Below are 20,204 nucleotides of genomic sequence, written 5' to 3' on the forward strand. Positions count from 1 at the left end.
ACGCTAAAGCATCAGGGAATGCGCTTCGCGCTATGGATGGCCACACGGCTTCTTCGACAAACTAACGGCTCATTACACAAGTGGTCGCATCCATTGAGCGGATGTGGAGAGCAAGCTGTGTTCCCTTTACGAAGGGCTGTGGGGGAGTGATCTCCAGCACTCTATCGTCACCGACCGTTACCGTACGCTCGGTTCCGTCAGCGAGTGAGATCTCTGTCGCCTTGTGGTCCGCAACCAGCGCAACTGTTCCCTGACCCTCCGTGTGGAACGTGACATGAGCGCAGCCTGCAGGAAGATACCAACGCATCTTGTAGAGGGTGGCAGGTGCTTCATAGCCCCTGCCGTTGTAGTTGAAGTACTTCTCTGCTTCCGCACTTGTCAGCTTGAGGGCTCCATGTTGATTCCACTGCGGAATATCGTGTCGCACGACAAGGCCCTGCGCGGTCGTGAGCTTGATCACGGGCAGATAGCCTGAAAGCTGATCGGGAGTTACCTTGATGACGAGATCCTCACCTCGTGTCTCGAATCTCAGCGGGGTGTGGTTCTGGAGAAGGCTCGCACTCAGTACGTTCGTCCTGGCTGCGCGCGGCAGGATGATCGGGGCTGTCGCGTCTTTCACGAAGAGATAAACGCTATGGTCCTTCACCGTCACATAACCGAAGCCCAGATTCCCGAACGGCGATGACCTCGTACCGTAGATCGCCTCTCCATTCGGCTTCAGCCACGCGCCTACGCCGCGCAACACCTCGGCCTCATACGGCACAACCGATCCATCGCCCTCCGGGCCGATGTTGAGGATGTAATTCCCTCCACGGCTTACGACCTGAACCAGCTTCAGAATGTTCTCCTGAATTTTTCCGTCGACATTCTCACGCTTCTGCCAGGACCGATACCCCCACGTCTCGCCAAAGATCGACGCGGGAGTCTGCCAGGGTTCATCGATGCCATATTCGGGAACCTGGTTATCGCCCATGACGGTGAAATCGCCCTGGTAGTTCCAGACGCGTCCGCTCACCATGGCCTGTGGCTGCAGCTTGTGGACCGTCGTTGCAAAGAGATTGCTCTGCTCTGGAGTGGGCTTGCCCATATCGAACCAGATCTCGCTGATGGGGCCGTAATGACTCAGCAACTCCCGCAACTGCGCGGCATTGAAGCGAGCGTGTTCGTCGCTTAGCGGATTGCTGTTGCCTTCGATGTAATGATCCAGACCAGGCTGATGCCAATCGATAGACGAGTAGTAAACACCGAACGCGAGTCCACCCCGGCGGCAGGCTTCAGAGAGCTCCTTCACAATATCCCGATGATAGGGCGTCGCGTCGACGATGTTGTATCGCGTCTGCGCTGTAGCGAACATATTGAAGCCGTCATGGTGCTTGGATTTGATGACGATGTACTTCATCCCCGCAGCTTTGGCCAGAGCGACGATGGCATCCGGGTCCCATTTCGTGGGATTGAAGGTCTGGGCTGCGGCGGCGTATTCCTCCAGAGGGATGGGAGCATTCGCCATGATCTGCTCGCTATACCCGTTGTCGATCTGATTGCCGTGATAAACCCCGCCGAACTCCGAAAACAGTCCGAAGTGGATGAACATGCCAAACTTGCGGTCCTGCCACTGCGCCACGGTCGCCTGCGACGGACGTGGCTGCGAAGCGGGCACAGGACGATCTTTCACTGCGCTCTGCGCGGACGCAAAAGCTGTAATCGCAAGAACAGGGGCTAGCCAGGCAATTTTCATATACGAATCATAGCTTTCCTAGAAGAACAAAGCACGGAAGCCTGATCTCAGCACGCGAGGTACAGGACTCAAGTCAGCGAGACGTGCTGTATGCCGAAAACCGGTCGCGTTCATCTTCTATTCACATTTCCTGTACAAATAGCAGATGCCTAAAGCTGTCCCTTCCGTTAAACCCACCGACCGGGCCAAGGTTCTCACTGCTAATCGTCAAGCAAAGATGGCTCAATCAGCCCATGCTTATGTTCGGGGCAACACTCTCCATTTTTATGAGTGGTTGAAGAAGCATTCGGCACGGAGCATCCCGGAGGGCCCGCCGGTCTGGATCTGCGGGGATTGCCATGTCGGAAATATTGGGCCTCTGGCTGATGCAGAGGGCCATATCGAGATTCAGATTCGGGACCTCGATCAGACGGTGGTCGGTAATCCGGCCCATGACCTCGTTCGCCTGGCTCTGTCGCTGGCTACTGCCGCGCGCGGCTCGGATCTGCCGGGGGTCACCGTGGTCAAGATGATGGAGCAGATGATCGAAGGGTATGAACAGGCGCTCACCACTCCGAAGGCCTCAATGAAGGCGAACGGTGATGGTCTCGAGCCCATCCAGGCCGTACTCAGGCAATCGCGCCGGCGGCGCTGGCACCATCTTGCCGAGGAACGCATTGAAGACGTAAAACCTGTGATTCCGCTCGGCAAGCGCTTCTGGGCCCTGGAGGAGAAAGAGCGCGCCGGAATCAAGGCGCTCTTTGAGGAAGAGAGCGTTGTAAAAAAGATATTGGAATTTAAGGGACGCAAGCCGAAGACCAGAATTTCGGTTGTGGATGCAGCGTACTGGATGAAGGGATGCAGTTCTTTGGGACGGCTTCGGTATGCCGTCCTGTTGGGAATCGGGAAGAAGAGCGAACGAAGCTACTGCCTCCTCGATTTGAAAGAGGCCACGTCGGCAGCGGCACCTCAAGGCAGGATGAGAGTCCACAACAATGCTCAAAGGGTGGTGACCGGAGCGTGTGAGCTCTCACCAAACCTCGGACAGCGCATGCTGGCCGTCAGACTCGGAGGCAAAGACCTGGTCATGCGGGAGCTGATGCCTCAGGATCTCAAGTTCGACCTGGACCGCCTGACCCAGGAAGAAGCGGTAGCCGCGGCACGTTATCTGGCTGGCGTCGTTGGAAAGGCCCATGGGAGACAGATGAGCGTAAAGGTGAAGACCTCCTGGCTCTCCAAGTTAAGAAAGCAGCACTCGAAGAGCCTCGATGCACCGAGCTGGCTCTGGTCCAGCGTGGTCGCCCTCATCGCGGATCATGAGGCGGCGTACCTCGAACATTGCAGGCTCTACGCCACGAACCATTAGGCACGGAGACGGTTCTCCCAATCGACTCTTAGAGAGATTGCTCCTGACGCGTGCGCGCGAGTCGCGTGATTTGCATCCTTCTAAGTACAAGGAGAATCGACACATGGCACTCAAGGAAGTTTTGATCGATGAACTCCGCGATATGTATAGCGCGGAGAACCAACTGGTAAAGGCTTTGCCGAAGCTCGCCAAGGGAGCGAAGAACCCCAAGTTGAAGCAGCTCTTCGCCGCCCATCTCGAGGAGACCAAGGGCCAGGTGGAGCGGCTGAAGAAGGTCTTCCTTGAGCTAGGGGAAAAGCCGACCGGACAACATTGCAATGGGATGGAAGGCGTCATTGAAGAAGGAAAAGATGCTTTGGAGAAGGACGAGGAAGGCGCATCGTTCGATTCCGGCCTGATCGGCGCGGCACTGCGAACCGAGCACTATGAGATCGCCGGTTACGAAGCCTGCATCTCCATGGCGACCACCTTAGGCCTGGCCAAGATCGCCAAACTCCTCAACTCCAATCTGAAAGAAGAGCTGAACGCTGCGAAGAAGATCACGGCAGCAGGCGGCCCGATTATGAAGCAGAGCGCCAGCGAGCCGGAAGAACCCAAAAAGCCGAAGACGGGCAAGGAAAAGTATTCAGCGAAGAAGAGCAAAGAAGACGAAGCAAAAGCCGCTCCAGATCTCAACTAGATCTAAGGGCTAATCGAAGATCATCCGGCGAGTCCCCTGCTGCGGCAGGGGCTTCGCTTTGGTGCTTCGACGTGATGGCGATGTACTTCATTGATTCCCGCGCAGACATTCTTCCAGAACCGCCATGACTGCTACTCGCTCGAAGACCTGTAGGAAAAGCGGATGGCTCGACGAAAGAAAATTTCTTGTCTTTCTTGATTGTGCATGGTAATTCTTGTTTGTGCACGTTTCATTAGGGACAACAAGAAAAGACGAGATCGAAAGCCGGCTACTGAGCGGTCTGGCAGTCAATGCCACCGCTCTTGCAAAGGAGTTCCTGGTGTCTGAGGACGCCATCCGTCGAGATCTGCGAGCGTTAGCTGCCGAGGGCAAGTGCAAACGGGTTTACGGGGGTGGGCTTCCGATATCGCCGGAAGGCGTTCCGCTTGAACAAAGACTCCTGAACGATTCGAAAGAGAAGCGCGCTTTAGCTTTGGCCGCCCTCCCCTTACTCTCTGAAGCATCGACGGTGTTCCTCGACAGCGGCAGCACCAACCTGGCCCTGGCCAGAGAGATGCCGCCCGATCGCTCTCTTACCATCGCCACGAATTCGATCTCCATCGCAAGCGCCCTCCTCGATCGGAAGAACTTCAAAGTCATCGTCCTGGGAGGAGAGATCGACCGTGAAACCGGAGCCGCGATCGGGCTCTCTGCGATTCGTGAAGCAGAACGATTGAGCTTTGATCTGTGTTTCCTCGGAACCTGCGCCATCTCCATGTCTCTGGGAATTGGCGCGTTCGTGCTGGCGGACGCCGAATTTAAACGCACACTCCTGGCAAGAAGTAATCGCACCGCAGCGCTGGTCACGATGGACAAAGTTGAGACTCGCGCACCGTTTCAGGTGGCCGCACTCGCAGTCCTTGACCATATTGTTCTTGAGAACGGTACCTCTGAAGAGATCGTTTCGACCTTTTCCAATGCTGGCCCCAAGGTAATCATTGCGCAATCCCAGGTTGCGTCTCGTTCGACACAACTGAGAGCAGGGATCTCATGACAGCGGATGTGAATCAATCACGCGCGAAGCTGGCGACCAGGCTGGCGTTTGTCGCCGCTGGGTTCGGTGTAGCCTGCTGGGCACCCTTAGTGCCCTTTGCCAAGACCCGCTGCCATCTCGGCGACGGCACGATGGGGCTGGTTCTGCTCCTCCTGGGCGCCGGTTCCATTGTGGCGATGCCGCTCGCGGCGAATCTGAGCGGACGCTTCAGCAGCAAGCCGATCGTACTTGCGGGCGGCCTGGGACTGGCGGTCACATTGCCGCTCCTGAGCATTGTCTCGTCGCCGCTTGCACTTGGAGTTGCGCTGTTCGCCTTCGGGGCTTTTCTCGGATCGCTGGATGTTGCCATGAACCTGCACGCTGTCGATGTTGAGCATGCTTCTGGGAAGCCGTTGATGTCTGGATTTCACGCACTCTTCAGCATTGGGGGCTTTCTGGGTTCGGGGACCGTGACGGCTCTTCTTTCTCGAGGAATCGCACCCAGCTCAAGCACCCTTCTTAGCTCCGCGATTCTTGTCGCACTGATTCTTGTGGCCCTTCCGCGCATGCTCTCGAATCGAGAGGGAACAAAACAACCTTTTTTTGCGATTCCGAAAGGGATCGTGCTCGTCATCGCTATCTTCGCGGCCATCTCATTTTTGGTTGAGGGGGCTCTCCTCGACTGGAGCGCGCTCCTGCTCGTCGGCGAACATCTCGTCTCTGCTGCGCACGGAGGGCTGGGATACATGCTTTTCTCCATCGCGATGACGTTCAGCCGTTTCGTCGGCGATGGCATCGTGGCGCGATTCGGGAATCGAATCGTGCTGACACTTGGTGGCGTGACAGCGCTTCTCGGGTTGTGCGGTGTCCTGCTCGCACCCGTCGCATGGATCGGACTTGTCAGTTTCGTCTTTGTGGGCCTTGGAGCCGCAAACATCGTGCCTATCTTGTTCAGACTCGCGGGCACGCAACACACCATGCCAAAGGGATTAGCCGTTGCTGCCCTCACTACGGCGGGTTACACGGGCATGCTGACGGGGCCGGCCGTCATTGGCTTCCTGTCCAAGGGGATCGGCTTGCACAATGCATTCTGGTTTCTGGCCGCCCTGCTGGCGTGTGTGCCGATCTTCTGCAAATATGTGACGGTCGAAGATCCTCATTGAACGAAGCGGTAGCCCACCCCGCTAATGAGCCACGAAAGAAAGCCTGTACTGACTGGTCGGAGTAAAGCATCTGAAAAGCTTGCTAAATCATTAACAAAGCAACAATCTGAAAAAAGAAACATCTCGCCACAGCATCTATCCAGCAGGGAATAAATCTGGCCTCCTCGGTGTTTTATCTGACAACACCCACTTCTTCATCCCTAACGCTGAATTCAGGTACTGAAAGGCACCGTAATGAAAAGAGCATCTCTTGTTCTATTGATATTGCTGTCTCTGGGAAGCAGGGCGGCGTTGGCTGGACCCTGTCCTGTGAAATTTCCAACATCGCGCGGCACGGGTACGGTCGCCGGCGCGCCCGTTGCGGGCGGAACGCAATATTACTTCAAGGACGCTTTACTCAATGGCTTCGATTGTTTCGAGGAGTTAAGTTCCTGGTTCCCCTCCTATATCACCTCATCGAACGCGTCGAATCCTGCCAAAGAGACCGTCGATATGGCCTATACGACTGACGGCACAGCGACCTTCTCGAACGTGGTGGTACCGGCCCCCGGCATCTACACTTTGGCGATCCGCTATGCATTCGCCACCGGCCTTTTTCAAGGGGTTTTGAATCGTCCAGAGGGCGTGATGGTAAACGGCACTGTCATGACCGATGATCTGAACTTCCCTGTCACCGGAGACTTCGACACCTTTAACACTGTAACCATTGCGGTCCCTTTGAAGGCTGGCCAAAACACCGTTCAAGTCTTCAACGTGGCCACTCAAAGCATCTCTCGTCTTGACTCGATGACTGTCACCGCAGGTGGAAGCAATAGTTGCAGCATCCTGCCTCAGACGCCGAGCGCATTGAGCGCGGCGGAAGACTCCAACAATGCGATTGCACTGACCTGGAACGCCAGTGCCGCTCCCGCAGGCTGCGCGGTTGGGTACTACAAGGTGTTCCGCAGCATCACGTCCGGCTTTAGTCCATCGGCCGCCAACCAGATCGCAACGGTAGTGTCCGGCACAAAGTATGAAGATACGACAGTGACCTGTCAGACGCCCTACTACTACACCGTACAAGCGGTAGATTTGGCGGGACTATCACTCTCGTCGCCTCAATCCAGCGCTTCAATCAGCGCCTGCCCGACGATTGGGAGTGCCAGGATTAATGTGGGTGGTTCAGAGGTTGCTCCCTTTATTCCGGATGTTGACTTCGAGGGCGGTTCGATTCTTAGCCACAAGAACGTCATCGATCTCAGTGGTGTTACGAATGCTGCGCCGATGGTTGTGTATCAGGACGCACGTCAGGGAAACTTTAGCTACGCGTTGTCAGGCTTCGTCCCCGGATCGAGTCATACGGTGAGGTTGCATTTCGCCGAAACCTACTTCTCCACTGCCGGCTCCCGCACCTTCGATATCAGCATCAATGGCACGCAGGTGATGACAAATTACGATATCTTCGCGGCGGCGGGCGCCAAGAACAAGGCAGTGATACAGCAATTCACGACAAATGCGGATTCCAACGGTACTTTCGTAGTTACGTTCACTTCGGTCGTCAACAATTCCCTGCTCAGTGCAATCGAAATTAACTAGTTAACTTACGATGCAGGATAGATAGTCCCTCACCCAGATCGCAGCTAAGCTGCGATCTGGGTGTTTGCCAGCCGATGACGAACCGCCCCTATCACCTGACCGAGATCCAGAAGCGGCATCTTCGCCGCTCTGGTTACTGTGTGGTCCGTCCTACTTTGGGCTAGCAAGGTGAGTCCAAAGCGGACGGCAAGCGCGTTCTGATCCATGACAAGTTGGGACGGGGAAGCTCGGAGAGATCGGCCAGCACACGTTCCGTTCACCGGAGCTCCCATGAAGGAGCAACAGGAATGGAAGCGGCATGCCTCCATCCAGACGACGATGAGTATCTATGGATAGGCCATGTCGTCATCGAAGAGAGATGCAAAAGGCAAGGTTGTAGCGAGGGTGCTCAAGCCGGTAAAAGCGAGCGCCTAAACCCATGATTTTTCTTGTTGGGGAGTTTTAGTGGGAATCGACCGGTAGAATCCGACGTCCTGTAACTTACTTTGAATCTTTTGGTTGCGGGGGTAGGATTTGAACCTACGACCTTTGGGTTATGAGCCCAACGAGCTACCGGGCTGCTCCACCCCGCTCTTTGACTATAGCGTTACAAAGCCGCTCAGGTCAATTCCTGCCAGGTTGCTGGATAAACGGAAGTAAGAGAAATGCTGCCTACAAGAAATCGGAACTTTTCTCCTGAAACTGCGTCAATGATAGTGCGAGGCATTGGCCTAAACGATTTGGCCAGGCAAACAAGCATCAAAAGGGTTAGGCGCTCATGGCCGCTGAGTCCCTGGAGGGAGATAGAGTTATGAGTTTTCATCGAATCAATCGTCTGGGCGGAGTGGTGCTGGCAGGTGGGCTTGCCTTGGGCGTTGCCGGTGCGCAGACCCAAAGTCAGACCCAGAACAATAACAATCCACAGCCTCAGGGGAAAAGCACGATCTCGGATGCCCAGATTGAGGCCAATGTTCTCCGCCAGCTAGCTGGCGCTCCCGAGCTTTCGAATCAGAATATTCAGTCCACTACCGTCTACGGCACCGTGACCCTTTCCGGAAACGTGCACGACGAGACCCTGCGCGCCAAGGCTGAAAACCTCGCCGCGCGGGCCCAGGGCGTGAACAAAGTAGTCGATGAACTCACCCTCGGCGATACGCCTGCAACCACCGCCGGAAATAACGGTGACGCCCAGCAGCAGGGCGCGCCGGACGGCGGACAGGGAGCCCCTGGGGCCGATCCCAATAACCCCAATCAGGGCCAGCCCGGAAACAACATGGTTCTCCAGTCGGATGGAACCTATGCCCCCGCGCAGCCGGACGATCAGGGCCAGCCCGCACAGCAGCAGGCTGACAACGGCAACCAACCGCCGCAGCCTGGATATGACAACGGCGGACAGCCCAATGGACAGCCCGGCCAGCCGGGTGGTCAGCCTGGATATGGCCAGCCTGGCCAACCCAACGGCCAACCGGGTAATGGACAGCCTGGTCCCCCGCCCCCTCCGGGCCCCCAGCCGATGTACGGTGGTAACGGTGGTAACGGTGGTAATGGCTATGCTCCCGGTGGTGCCCCCAATGGCAATCCTTATGCCGGTCAGAGAGCCGGTCTGCAGGTTACCGTCCCGAATGGCGCGGCAGTGCAGGTTCGCATCAATCGCGGTCTGGACTCCAATCACGTTCAGCCCGGAACACCCTTCGATGGAATCGTGATGAACGACATCGTGGCTAACGGCGCGGTTGCCATCCCTCGTGGCGCTTCCGTTCAGGGATCGGTGGTCGAAGCCAAGAAGGCCGGCACGCTGAAGGGCCGGGGCGTGCTGACGCTCCAGATCACGAGCCTTACTCTCGGCGGCCAGACCTATCCCCTGATGAGCAATGTCTGGGCGCAGGCCGGCCGGGACAAGACGACCGGAACGGTCAATAGCGCGATCGGTCTGGGTGCGGTTGGAGCTCTCTTCGGTGCAGTGGCGGGTGGCGGTGCAGGTGCGGCCATCGGTGCAGGCGTCGGCGGAGCAGCCGGTGTTGCCAGCTCGGCGGCGTCGCCCAACGGACGCGTCATCGTACAGCCCGAGACGGTGCTGACGTTTACGCTGGCCCAGCCGACGACGGTAACGACCGTATCGCAGCAGGAGATGGCACGGTTGTCGTACGCCGCTGGACCTCGTCCGGGACCTCGCTACTACGGCCCGGGACCCTACCCACCGCCGTATTACCGTCCGTACTAAGCCTTCAACGCAACATCTTCCCAAACAACAAGGGCCGCCAGAGGAATCCTCTGGCGGCTTTTTCTTTGTGCTGTAACAGCGTGGTTCCGAAACTGAGCAAATACAGATTTAGCTACCGGGAAGCTGTGCTGCGCTGATTTATACTTTAGAGCGAGCCCCTGCAAGCAGGCGTGGTGCGTTCGATACGGGACGAGTACCTGCCGTGCGCAAAAATCCCGGGCACGCGAGACGTTCTCTCTGGACTCGCGCGAAGTGAAGGTCGTTAGCCAAGCATGATCCGCATTCTGCAGCAAGACAACCGGCTCACCAAAGCCATCTTTGCGCTCATTATCGGCGCTGCCATTATCACGATGGTCATCACCCTGGTTCCCGGCATCTTCGACAACGGCGCGAACAGCAATCCAGCGGTGTTCGCAACGATCCATACGCCGGGCATCTTCGGCAAGATCGTGGGCGAATCTCAGCAGGTGCAGATGGCGGATGTGCAGCGCCAGACGATGCAGCAGATCCAGCAGCAGCATCTGCCCGAGCAGTATGCTCCTCTGTTGGTGGGCCGTATCGGCCAGCAGCAGGTGGAGCGCAAGGTGCTCGCACTCGAGGCCGACCGCCTGGGTCTGCAGGTGAGCGACGAGGACCTGCGCTCCTTCATGCAGAAGGGCACCCTGTCCCAGTACATCTTTCCCGGCGGCAAGTTCATCGGGACCGACCAGTACACCAACTTCGTGCAGCAGTACTTCCAGATCTCGGTGCCTGAGTTTGAAGCCGAGGTGAAGTCTGACCTTGAGCTCCAGCGCCTGCAGTCGCTGGTTACCGCCGGCGTTACGGTATCCGATGCCGCGGTTCGTGCGGACTACATGCAGCAAGGAACCAAGGTCAAGTTCGACTACGCGGTCATCGCGGCCAGCGACATCAAGAAGACGATCAACCCCAGCGATGCGGACCTGCAGGCCTTCTTCAAGCAGTTTGCCGCCCGCTACGCGACCGCTATTCCTGAAACGCGTAAGCTGGAGCTCTTCTCCTTCGACGCCTCCAACATCCCGGGCGGTAAGCCCCAGGTGAGCGATGCCGACGTGCAGGCTTACTACAACGCCCATCTGGATCAGTACAAGGTTCCCGAGCAGGTAAAGACGCGGCACATCCTGATCACCGTCGCCAAGGGCGCGGATGCCAAGACTGACGCAGCGGCGAAGGCCAAGGCAGAAGACATCCTGAAGCAGATCAGGGCTGGCGGCAACTTTGCCGACCTCGCCAAGAAGAACTCCGACGACCCCGGCAGCAAGGACCAGGGCGGCGAACTGCCCCTGATGCCGACCAGCGGATTTGTGCCTGAGTACTCGAAGGCAGCTATGGCCCTGAACCCGGGCCAGACCTCGGACCTGGTGCGCTCGCAGTTCGGTTATCACATCATTCAGACCGAGCAGAAGGAAGCAGCCCACACCAAGACGCTGGCTGAGACCAAGGACACCATCGTTCCCCTCCTGCAGCAGCAGAAGGCCGGAGCAGCGGAGTTGAACTTCGCCAACCAGCTTGCGGCTGAAGCCAAGAAGAACGGCATGCAGAAGACCGCCGATGCCCACAGCCTGCATCTCGTAACCACCGACTACATCGGACACGATGGTGTGATCGCCAGCCTGGCCGACAGCTCCAACGTGCTGACGCAGGCGTTCGGTGTAGCCAAGGGCGCGGCGCCGGCAACGGCTTCCACGGGCGAAGGCTATGCGGTCTTCCAGGTGGATGACATCAAGGCAGCCCACGCTCCTGACTTTGCCGACTACAAGCCGCACATCCTCGACGACTACCGCGAGCAGAAGGCTCCTGAGCTTCTTAACTCGCAGCTGATCAAGCTCGCCGATCGCGCCAAGGTTCTGAACGACCTGAAGAAGGCCGCAGCCGAGATGAACGTCCCGGTGAAGACGAGCGACCTGGTCGGACGTGATGCCCAGGTACCCGATCTCGGTGCGCTTACCGGCCCTGCCTCGGTGGTGTTCTCGCTGCCCAAGGGCGGCATCTCCGGTCCGATCAACGAAGGCCCCAACGGCAGCGTGATTCAGCTTGCCGACAAGCAGGAGCCCACCGCTGACGATATCGCCAAGAACCTTCCCACCAGCCGGGAGAAGCTCCTGAACGTGAAGCGCGAAGAGATCTTCAACGTCTTCGTCGGTTCGCTGATGGACAAGTACGAGAAGGCCGGTGCGATTGTCTATAGCACCAAGCAGCCTGCTTCGCCGTTTGGCGGACGCTAGTAAAACTGGTTTACTCATCTTGCAGCGCCGGGAAGCTTTAACGCATCCCGGCGCTTCTTGTTTACGTCCTACGTTTCAGATCGATTGGTAAGCGGGGGTTCGATGGCTGCGGAGCGCATCTCAGGAGTTTTGTTACACGTAACGTCTCTGCCCTCGTATGGCGGGGTGGGCGACTTCGGCCCGGCAGCCTACAACTTCGTTGACTTCCTGGCGGCGGCCAAGCAACGTATGTGGCAGGTGCTTCCGCTCAGCCCGACGGGCTACGGCAGCTCTCCCTACTCTGCCCTGTCGGCCTTTGCGGGAAACCCTCTGTTTATCAGCCTGGAACGGCTGGCGGAGGCAGGATGGATTGGCTGGGACCGCATCCAGGGACTCCCCAGCGCGGAAGGGCCCTGCGACTTTGGAGCGGCCTTCGACCTCAAGCATCCGCTGATCGAAGAGGCGGCGGCAAACTTTCTCGATCATGCCGGGGATGAAGACCGCGCGCGCTTCCAGCACTTCGCGCAGGACAACACCTCCTGGCTCACCGACTATGCGATGTTCAACCTGCTGCGGCGACGCTTCGGCTATGCGAGCTGGAACGAGTGGCCCTCCGAGTATGCCCTGCGCATCCCCGAGGCCATGACCGCACTGCTGACGGACAGTGGCCGCGACCTGGCGATCGAGCAGGTGGTGCAGTTCTTCTTCAATGAACAGTGGGTTGCCCTGCGGGCCTACTGTGCGGAACGCAAGATCAGCATCCTGGGCGATGTCGCGATCTTCGTCAGCTATGACAGCGCGGATGTGTGGACGCATCCTGAGATCTTCGAGCTCGACGACCAGCGTAAACCGATTCGCGTCTCGGGCGTGCCGCCCGACTACTTCTCGAAGACGGGCCAGCGCTGGGGCAATCCCCTGTACAAGTGGAAGCTGCTGGAAGAACATGGGTTCGACTGGTGGGTGGCACGTATTCGCCGCGCGCTGGCGCTCTACGACAACGTTCGCCTGGATCACTTCCGCGGCTTTGAGGCCTACTGGTCCGTAGCCGCCGAGGAAGAGACCGCCATCAATGGCCAGTGGGTCAAAGCCCCCGGCCGGCCGCTGTTTCAGCGGCTCAAGGAGATCTTCGGAGAGCTGCCGTTTATCGCGGAGGACCTCGGCCTCATCACGCCTGAAGTCGACGAGTTACGCGAGTACTTCGGTCTGCCTGGCATGCGTATTTTGCAATTCGGCTTCGCGGACCGCGGCGGGCACCTCTACCTGCCTCATCGTTACGTGCCTAATACGGTGGTCTACACCGGCACGCACGACAACAACACGACGCTCGGCTGGTGGCTCAACGATGCCTCGCCGGTGGAGCGCGAGAATGTACAGGTTTACCTGCACCGTATCGACCACGACGGCGATATCGTATGGGCGATGATCAAGGCTGCAGCCGGCTCCGTGGCGACGACCTGCATCTTCCCCTTGCAGGACGTACTGCATCTCGGCAGCGAAGCCCGCATGAACGTACCTGCAGCGCCCAATGGCAACTGGACGTGGCGCTATGCGCCTGATGCGCTGCATCCGGACTTCGCGACCCAATTGGCCGCGATCATGGAGATGACCGACCGCGACGGCTATCAAAAGCCGCTTGAGGGAGAGGGCGCAGGCGGCCCCACCGACGAAGCCCATCTGCGCGTGGATGAAGGATCGCAGAGCTAGTCAGAACTCAAGGTTTTTGTTTTGAAGGGGCGGGGCTTTCAGCCCCGCCATTGAATCGCTACGTGCAGTGGCTTTAGCCACGGAGGGAACGATTCCGGAGCAGGCAAGAGCTCTTGCCTGGCACCTGCGCGGATCTCCATGAAGTGGAAAAATGCTTCAATCTGCAAGCGGAAGGTATTTCAAGGGGCAGAGCTACTGGTTAGACCGACATCGTCCCCTCCGCGGCTGAAGCCGCTTTAGGAGATTGCCTCAACGGCGGGGCTGAAGCCCCGCCCCTTCAAAGCAAGAATCTGGTTAAACCTGGAACGAAGCTTGATGACACACCCTGGAGCATTTTCATAAACCATGCGATGTGCCTCTTTCGATCCGCGCATATCCTATGGTGATTTCAAACGGCGCAACTCAGGGGCTAGGATTCCCTCGTTAGAGACGCGTACACTTAATAACAAAGAAGTAGAGGAGCCTATTCGTGCCACTTTCCGGTGAAGCTATTCGCACCATGAACTACGTCGACGATATCTCAGTGACCCTGCGCCGCATTCTGTCGGTGCTGCCGGTACTGACACCCGAAGAGCGCGAGCGCGTTGCAGAGCATGTCCGCCATGCCGACCCAAGCTACGAGTCTGTCGTAACCGCTCTGTCGGCCAAGTAACTGAACGTGTCCGCAGAAGAACAAGGCGTGTTCCACGTGCGATCGGTCGCCGTCATTGGCGCGGGTCCCGCTGGACGCGCCTTTGCTTTTCGCTGTGCCAGTGCTGGCTTGCAGGTGGTGCTCGAGGATGTGATGCCCTCGAACCTGCGACGCGCGCAGGATGAGTACGCCGAGTTTATTGCGACGGCAGGTGCGACGGGTTCGCTGCGCTATGCTGGCACGGTCGAGGATGCTGTTCATGATGCGGATCTGGTGATCGACTTCGTCCCCGACGAGCTCGAATCCAAACTGGAGATCTTCAGCCTGCTGGACCGCATGGCGCCTCCACGCACGATCTTTTGCACACCTACGAAGACATTGAGCATTACCGATCTGGCCTCCTGCACCTATCGGCCGGAACGCTGCGTGGCGTTGCGCGGCACGACTGCCAGTCTGCTGGAGGGTGAGTTGGAGATTGTGCGCAGCCGCTTTTTAGAGGCTTCGGTCGTGCTGGCTGTGGGGGAGTTGCTTGCGACTCTTGGGCTGGCTTCGCGCGTTGTCGAGGATACCGAAGAGCCGATGTTGGTGAAGAATTCGGTGCGGCAGTAAATTAGGGCCAAAGGCCCGTTTCATACCAGCCTGGGGTGGAGCGCAGCAGATTTTTAGCTTGCTGCCAGCCTAACCTGGGGCGTCGCTCCTGAAGCCACCACGCTATCGCGTGGTGACTCCGAGTTCGCTTTGCCTCAGGCTGGGATGAAACGGGCCTTTGGCCCTAAAGACCAAGATGCTCTTGAAGATCAAGCTCCTGCTTTCCGTAGCCTATGAAGCTATGTCCTTCCGATCCGTGCCCAACAAAACTATTTGCACGGTTCGACTTCACTCCAGCAGCAGGCACAAAGGATAAACTTTCCCATATGAAGATGCAGATCAGGGCGCGGTTGGGTGTGATGATGTTTCTCCAGTACTTTATCTGGGGCGCGTGGTATGTCACGCTTGCAACCTGGCTGACGAAGTCGCTGCACTTCTCTGGGCAACAGATCGGCCTGGCCGCAGGCACGACCGCAGTGGGCGCCATGATCGCCCCCTTCTTTGTGGGCTTGATTGCGGATAAGCTCTTCGCCACTCAGCGGGTACTGGCACTGCTTCATCTTCTGGGCGGCGTGCTGTTATTCATCGCTTCAGTGCAGACGGCGTTTCGAGCAGAGTACGCCCTGCTGTTGTTGTACAGCCTGTGCTACATGCCGACGTTGGCGCTGACCAACTCGCTTGCCTTTCGCCAGATGCGCGATCCGAAGCTGGAGTTCGGACCGATCCGCGTGCTGGGCACTCTCGGATGGATCGTTGCGGGCCTGTTGATCGGCACGCTGAAGCTTGAAAGCACAGCGCGACCGCTACAGATGGCGGCAGCCTTCTCCCTGCTGATGGCGGCTTATTGCCTTACGCTTCCGGATACACCACCGCTCTCACGCGAAGGCAAGTTCACGATAGAGAGCGTCTTCCCCAAAGAGGCACGATCGCTGCTGCGCGAGCGTTCCATGGCCATCTTTGCGATTGCCTCGTTTCTTATCTGCATCCCATTGCAGTTCTACTACGCCTTCACGAATCTGTTTTTGAATGAGGCAGGTGTCAGGAATGCAGCCGGAAAGATGACCGGCGGACAGATGTCGGAGCTGTTCTGCATGCTGCTGATCCCGTGGTTCTTTCGCAGGCTCGGCGTCAAATACATGCTGGTCGCGGGAATGCTGGCGTGGGTTCTGCGCTATGTTCTGTTCGCCTATGGCAATGCGAATGAACATGTGTGGATGTTGGTGCTCGGCATCGTGCTGCATGGCATCTGCTATGACTTCTTCTTCGTCACCGGCCAGATTTACATCGACCGAAAGTCTTCGCTGGCGCTGAGAGCCGCGGCTCAGGGGCTGATTACCTTCCTCACCTATGGTGTCGGGATGTTTGTCGGCTCCTGGTTATCGGGAGCGGTGGTTGAGCATTACACGACGCTCTCCGCGGCGGGTGCAGATGTGCACTCGTGGCGATCAATCTGGTTGTTTGCTGCTGGAGCTTCGGCTGTTGTTCTGGTGCTGTTCCTGTTGACCTTCTCGGATAAAGAGGATGGTCAGGTACCGCAGGCTGAGGCTGCCGGAAGAATTCCAGTCGAGGCGTCTCTCTAGCAGTTCCCCTTATAAAAGGTAGAGGACGCCTCCGGTCAAGATGACAATTTTGTAGCGGTCATCCTAAAGCGTAGTTGAAGGCCCCTGCGTCTGTGGTGGCACCGATGCGGGGGTCCTTCGCCGTTGGCTCAGGATGACGACGAAAAACAAACGACGTCCAGATCGTTCCAACCGAAAAGGCTGAAGCGCGAGATCGTCGCCGTTAGAACGAGATGCGCGCAGCAAACTGCAACTGACGCATGCTCGAGTTCCCTTCCAGCGTGGTGATCACACCGCCATTCGAACAATCAATACAGCGCGCGTTCGAGGCGTTGGGAATATCCAGCTCCGGATGGTTGAAGACGTTGAAGGCCTGGAACTGGAACTGGCCTTTGACGCGCTGGGTGATCGGAATGTCCTTGATGAGCGACATATCGGCGTAATAGTCACTCGGTCCCGTCAGGGAGTTGCGACCGACATTGCCGAAGGTTCCAAACGCAGGGCGAGTGAACGGGCCGGAGGAAGCGCCATTGGTCGTAAGCGCAGCCACAGGCGTGAAGAACTGCCTGGAGTGCGTCACAGGATCGAGCGCACCTACCGAACGCACGAGGTTTGCAGCGTCGCCGCTGGGACGGCAATCGCTGGTAACACCCGGGCCTCCGAAGTTATTGTCGATGTCCTCATCCGCACCGCACTCCTGATAGGTCGGAGTGAAGGGGCGTCCGCTCTCCCATGTCGTCGTGCCGCTGAGAGTCCATCCGCCGATCGCGTAATCGGTCAGGCGATTGACATGGCTGGCGAACATACGGTCGCGGCCGAACGGCAACGCGTAGACACCGCTCGCCACGAAGACGTTGGTGCGGTTGGTATCCCCGCGGCCGTGGCTGATCTGCGGGTAGTTCGCAAAGGCCTCGTCGTTGGCATAGTTCATCGCCTTCGACCAGGTGTAGTTGGCGTTGAACTGCAGTCCGTTGCTGAAGCGCTTGTCGAGCTTGGTCTGCAGCGAATTGTAGTTGGAGTTCGCCGTCGGAGCAGCCGAGGTCAGGCCGTTCGAGCAGCAGATGGTCGGAGCTCCCTGGTAGATCCCAGTGAACTTATTGAAGTAGGGACGGCGTGCCGACGTATCACCCAACTGTGCGGGAGAGGTAGGCAGCGTCGGCGCATTGAAGTCGAAGCCGTAGGTCTCACCAGGGTAGATACGCTCCGCGTGGTTGCCGACGTAGGCGATCTCCATCGTGAAGTTGCTGGAAAACTGCTGCTGCACCGTCACGTTCCACTGGTCGACCTCGGGAAGCTGGATGCGGTCGCCACGGAACTGCGGGCTGTAGGTGTTGGAGAACGGAATGATGCCGTTGGCCGGAATCGTGGGTGCGGGTGGCTTCGCGGGCAGTGTCGTCAACGTCGAGATGTACTGCCCGGTCGAGCTGGTTGAGCCTTCGTCTTCGTTGTTCAGCACCGGCAGGTTGTGCGTCAGGACGGAACCGAAGAGCGTGCCGAAGAAGCCTACGTCGTCATACACCTGGGCGATGCCGCCACGGATGACCGTGTTGGGATGCACCTGGTAGGCGAAGCCGAAGCGGCCTGCAAAGTTGGTGTAATCCATACGCTGGCCGCCATTGGTGCCGTTACCGCCAAAGCCTGCTACGCGCACGCCGCCCGCATTGATATCCGCAAAACCGCCATTGCCGGGGCTGTTAACCGTCTCAGGGAAGATGACGTCCCAATGCACGCCGTAGTTCACCTGCAGTTTGCTGTTAGGCCGCCAGGAGTCCTGGGCATAGAAAGATCCACGCTTCTGGCGGTTCGCAGCGTCCTGCGAGTAGACGTCGAAGCGCTGGAACTGGGCAACCTGGCCGAAGAGCAGCGAACCGAGAGCGGTACCGCTGGAGGCTGTGGGATCGGAAGGACCAGCCGCCGTCGACGCTGCTGCGAAGCTCAGTACGCCGGCGCGATCATTGTCGCTAGCATTACGCAGGTTCAAGGCGTAGCGAATGTCTCCGCCAAACTTGATCGTGTGGTTGCCTAGAATCTTCGTCCAGTTGTTGGCGAGCTGGAAGACCTGTTCGCTCTCCAGTAGGGGGCAGTTGCAACCTTGATTGCCGAAGTTGCTGATCGTGTCGGCCATCGTGATGTTGGGAAGACCGCTGCTGTCAGGCGCAGAATTGAGGTTCGGAATGCCCGCGTTGGCAGCCGGGGTCTGGCCTGCCGTCAGTTTGTTCTCCGAGACGTGATAGCTGAGGAAGCCGGCACGCAGATCCGTCAACAGTGTGGGGTGGATCGCCCAATCCATGCCGAGAGCCGCGCTCTGGTTCTGGACCTCGGAGGTACCGGTCGTTCCGGAGATGCCGAAGCCGACACCGCCGCCCGGACCGAAGGCCGCACTGCCGAAGAGGCCGAAGAGCGCGTAGTCATACCGGCCAAAGAGGTGGATCTTGCTGTTCAGTTGATGGTCCAGACGAATGTCGGCCTGATCGGCATTGTCGTTGCCGTTGCCGGAGGCAGCAAAGTTATTGGTGATCGACGTACCGTTAGTGTTCGGGGCCGGCAACAGCTTCAACAGGTTCGCACCCTGCGGAGAGATGACCGAGACCGGGATCGCATTGCTCGCAAACAGCTGCCCTGGTCCGCCCGAGCCTGTCGGGTGGAAATAGATAGGCTGTGAGCCGAGGTACTGGCTCAGATCACAGGTGGCACCGGCGGTCTGCAGGACGCAGGAGTTACGGGCCGTCAGGGTCGGCACGGTGAGCAGCTGGCTGGCGCCGAGACGCTGCCGCGTGCCCTGATAGTCGAGGAAGAAGAAGGTGCGGTCCTTGACGATGGGGCCGCTGAGCGAGCCGCCGAACTGACCATAAACCTGGCCCGGAATGAGCTGGCCGGTCACCGGGTCAGGCTCCGATTGCGTGAAGGGGTTGCGAGCCAACTGCGCTCCGCTGTGGCGATAGAAGAAGGCGTCGCCGTGGAGATCGTTGCCGCCGGACTTGGTCTGCGCGCTGACGATACCACCCACAGCGCCGCCGAACTCGGCATCGTAGTCGGCAGAGGTAACCTTCAACTCACCGACCGAATCCAGCGTCGGGTTGATCACGATGATGCCGTCGACCGGCTCACGATTGTCGGTGCCGTCGAGCAGCCATCCCTGGACGCCGTAGCTAGAGCCGTTCGTCGTCACCGAGGTAGTTCCCTGCGGGTTCTCCGGGCCACTGATATTAAAGGTGGAGTGCTGCACGCCCGGCGTAAGCAGGGTGAACTGCGTGAAGTTGCGGTCCAGGTTGGGCAGGTTCTGCACGGCGTGCTCGTCGATTACCTGCGAGACATCGGCGCGGTCCGTCTTCAGGGCGGGGGTATCGGAGGCCGAAACGGTAACCGTCTGGTCAGCCCCGGCGATTCCCAGTTGCACATCGACCAACTGCGAGACGTCAGCGTGGACCACTACGTCCTTCGACTCCGTTGATTGAAACGTCGGTGCGCTGATCTTGACGTCGTAGTTGTCAGGGACGAGATGGCCGACGTTCCAGCCTCCGCTCTCGTTGGTCTGGGTGGTTTGCACCGTTCCCTTTTGTTCGTCCGTGACCGTAACGGTGGCACCCTTGATGACTGCACCTGAGGTGTCTTTCACCGTTCCGTAAAGCGAGCCATAGACGGCCTGGCCGTAGGCACTGCTTCCCGCCAGCAACATACATGCAACGAGAAACAGCCCTGTGCGAGCTGGTTTCTTTTGATTCGGCATCCTGGTTCTCCTAAAGCCGTCGGGGAGACTCGCCAAATGCTCATCCTTAGAAGGGACGTTCCAA

13 protein-coding genes and 1 tRNA gene are annotated in these 20,204 nt (G+C 58.3%); 11 read left to right on the forward strand and 3 right to left on the reverse strand.

Going from position 1 to position 20,204, the window contains the following annotated elements:
- Window positions 1-61: 61 nt before the first annotated feature.
- Complete coding sequence (locus HDF15_RS18695; RefSeq protein ID WP_184258268.1) at window positions 62-1,735, reverse strand: alpha-L-fucosidase; 1,674 nt, start codon at window positions 1,733-1,735, stop codon at window positions 62-64.
- A gap of 145 nt (window positions 1,736-1,880) precedes the next feature.
- Between HDF15_RS18695 and HDF15_RS18700 the strand changes: the two genes are divergently transcribed.
- The 5 genes from HDF15_RS18700 to HDF15_RS18720 all read left to right on the forward strand — a co-directional run bounded on the left by HDF15_RS18700 (window position 1,881) and on the right by HDF15_RS18720 (window position 7,509).
- Complete coding sequence (locus tag HDF15_RS18700) at window positions 1,881-3,080, forward strand: DUF2252 family protein (protein ID WP_184258270.1); 1,200 nt, start codon at window positions 1,881-1,883, stop codon at window positions 3,078-3,080.
- A gap of 103 nt (window positions 3,081-3,183) precedes the next feature.
- Window positions 3,184-3,759: a ferritin-like domain-containing protein gene (locus HDF15_RS18705; RefSeq protein ID WP_184258272.1), complete on the forward strand. Its 576-nt coding sequence runs from the start codon at window positions 3,184-3,186 to the stop codon at window positions 3,757-3,759.
- Window positions 3,760-3,979: 220 nt separating this feature from the next.
- Complete coding sequence (locus HDF15_RS18710) at window positions 3,980-4,792, forward strand: DeoR/GlpR family DNA-binding transcription regulator (RefSeq protein WP_184258274.1); 813 nt, start codon at window positions 3,980-3,982, stop codon at window positions 4,790-4,792.
- Window positions 4,789-5,934 (forward strand): MFS transporter, encoded by a 1,146-nt coding sequence (locus HDF15_RS18715; RefSeq protein WP_184258276.1) that lies wholly within the window; start codon window positions 4,789-4,791, stop codon window positions 5,932-5,934. Before HDF15_RS18710 ends, HDF15_RS18715 begins: the two co-directional genes overlap by 4 nt.
- Before the next feature lie 309 nt (window positions 5,935-6,243).
- Complete coding sequence (locus HDF15_RS18720; RefSeq protein ID WP_311733145.1) at window positions 6,244-7,509, forward strand: malectin domain-containing carbohydrate-binding protein; 1,266 nt, start codon at window positions 6,244-6,246, stop codon at window positions 7,507-7,509.
- 495 nt (window positions 7,510-8,004) lie between these two features.
- On the opposite strand, the gene HDF15_RS18725 is transcribed toward HDF15_RS18720, so the two are convergent.
- A tRNA-Met gene (locus HDF15_RS18725) sits at window positions 8,005-8,081 on the reverse strand.
- A gap of 365 nt (window positions 8,082-8,446) precedes the next feature.
- Here HDF15_RS18725 and HDF15_RS18730 point away from each other — a divergent pair.
- From HDF15_RS18730 to HDF15_RS18755, 6 genes are all read left to right on the forward strand, one after another.
- The gene (locus tag HDF15_RS18730) at window positions 8,447-9,709 is read left to right on the forward strand and encodes a BON domain-containing protein (protein WP_409254884.1); all 1,263 of its coding nucleotides are present in this window, start codon (window positions 8,447-8,449) and stop codon (window positions 9,707-9,709) included.
- Window positions 9,710-9,981: 272 nt separating this feature from the next.
- Window positions 9,982-11,952: a peptidylprolyl isomerase gene (locus HDF15_RS18735; RefSeq protein WP_184258283.1), complete on the forward strand. Its 1,971-nt coding sequence runs from the start codon at window positions 9,982-9,984 to the stop codon at window positions 11,950-11,952.
- Between the two features lie 102 nt (window positions 11,953-12,054).
- On the forward strand, window positions 12,055-13,635 hold the full coding sequence (gene malQ, locus HDF15_RS18740) for a 4-alpha-glucanotransferase (RefSeq protein WP_184258285.1): 1,581 nt from the start codon (window positions 12,055-12,057) through the stop codon (window positions 13,633-13,635).
- A 469-nt stretch (window positions 13,636-14,104) separates the two neighbouring features.
- On the forward strand, window positions 14,105-14,287 hold the full coding sequence (locus HDF15_RS18745; RefSeq protein ID WP_014264798.1) for a hypothetical protein: 183 nt from the start codon (window positions 14,105-14,107) through the stop codon (window positions 14,285-14,287).
- 6 nt (window positions 14,288-14,293) lie between these two features.
- Window positions 14,294-14,875, forward strand: a complete 582-nt coding sequence (locus HDF15_RS18750; RefSeq protein WP_311733147.1) for a 3-hydroxyacyl-CoA dehydrogenase NAD-binding domain-containing protein — start codon at window positions 14,294-14,296, stop codon at window positions 14,873-14,875.
- A gap of 305 nt (window positions 14,876-15,180) precedes the next feature.
- Window positions 15,181-16,434, forward strand: a complete 1,254-nt coding sequence (locus HDF15_RS18755) for a nucleoside permease (protein ID WP_184258287.1) — start codon at window positions 15,181-15,183, stop codon at window positions 16,432-16,434.
- Window positions 16,435-16,636: 202 nt separating this feature from the next.
- Here the strand turns inward: HDF15_RS18755 and HDF15_RS18760 are convergent, their stop codons facing one another.
- Window positions 16,637-20,140, reverse strand: a complete 3,504-nt coding sequence (locus HDF15_RS18760; protein WP_184258289.1) for a carboxypeptidase regulatory-like domain-containing protein — start codon at window positions 20,138-20,140, stop codon at window positions 16,637-16,639.
- Window positions 20,141-20,204 lie beyond the last annotated feature (64 nt).

It is taken from the genome of Granulicella mallensis (assembly GCF_014203225.1).
Taxonomy (GTDB): domain Bacteria; phylum Acidobacteriota; class Terriglobia; order Terriglobales; family Acidobacteriaceae; genus Granulicella; species Granulicella mallensis_A.

Excerpts from the sequence above, each read along its gene's own strand:
- HDF15_RS18755 (WP_184258287.1), top strand. The coding sequence starts at position 15,181 with ATGAAGATGCAGATCAGGGCGCGGTTGGGTGTGATGATGTTTCTCCAG.
- HDF15_RS18705 (WP_184258272.1), top strand. The coding sequence starts at position 3,184 with ATGGCACTCAAGGAAGTTTTGATCGATGAACTCCGCGATATGTATAGC.
- HDF15_RS18760 (WP_184258289.1), bottom strand. The coding sequence starts at position 20,140 with ATGCCGAATCAAAAGAAACCAGCTCGCACAGGGCTGTTTCTCGTTGCA.
- HDF15_RS18695 (WP_184258268.1), bottom strand. The coding sequence starts at position 1,735 with ATGAAAATTGCCTGGCTAGCCCCTGTTCTTGCGATTACAGCTTTTGCG.
- malQ (WP_184258285.1), top strand. The coding sequence starts at position 12,055 with ATGGCTGCGGAGCGCATCTCAGGAGTTTTGTTACACGTAACGTCTCTG.
- HDF15_RS18700 (WP_184258270.1), top strand. The coding sequence starts at position 1,881 with ATGCCTAAAGCTGTCCCTTCCGTTAAACCCACCGACCGGGCCAAGGTT.
- HDF15_RS18715 (WP_184258276.1), top strand. The coding sequence starts at position 4,789 with ATGACAGCGGATGTGAATCAATCACGCGCGAAGCTGGCGACCAGGCTG.
- HDF15_RS18735 (WP_184258283.1), top strand. The coding sequence starts at position 9,982 with ATGATCCGCATTCTGCAGCAAGACAACCGGCTCACCAAAGCCATCTTT.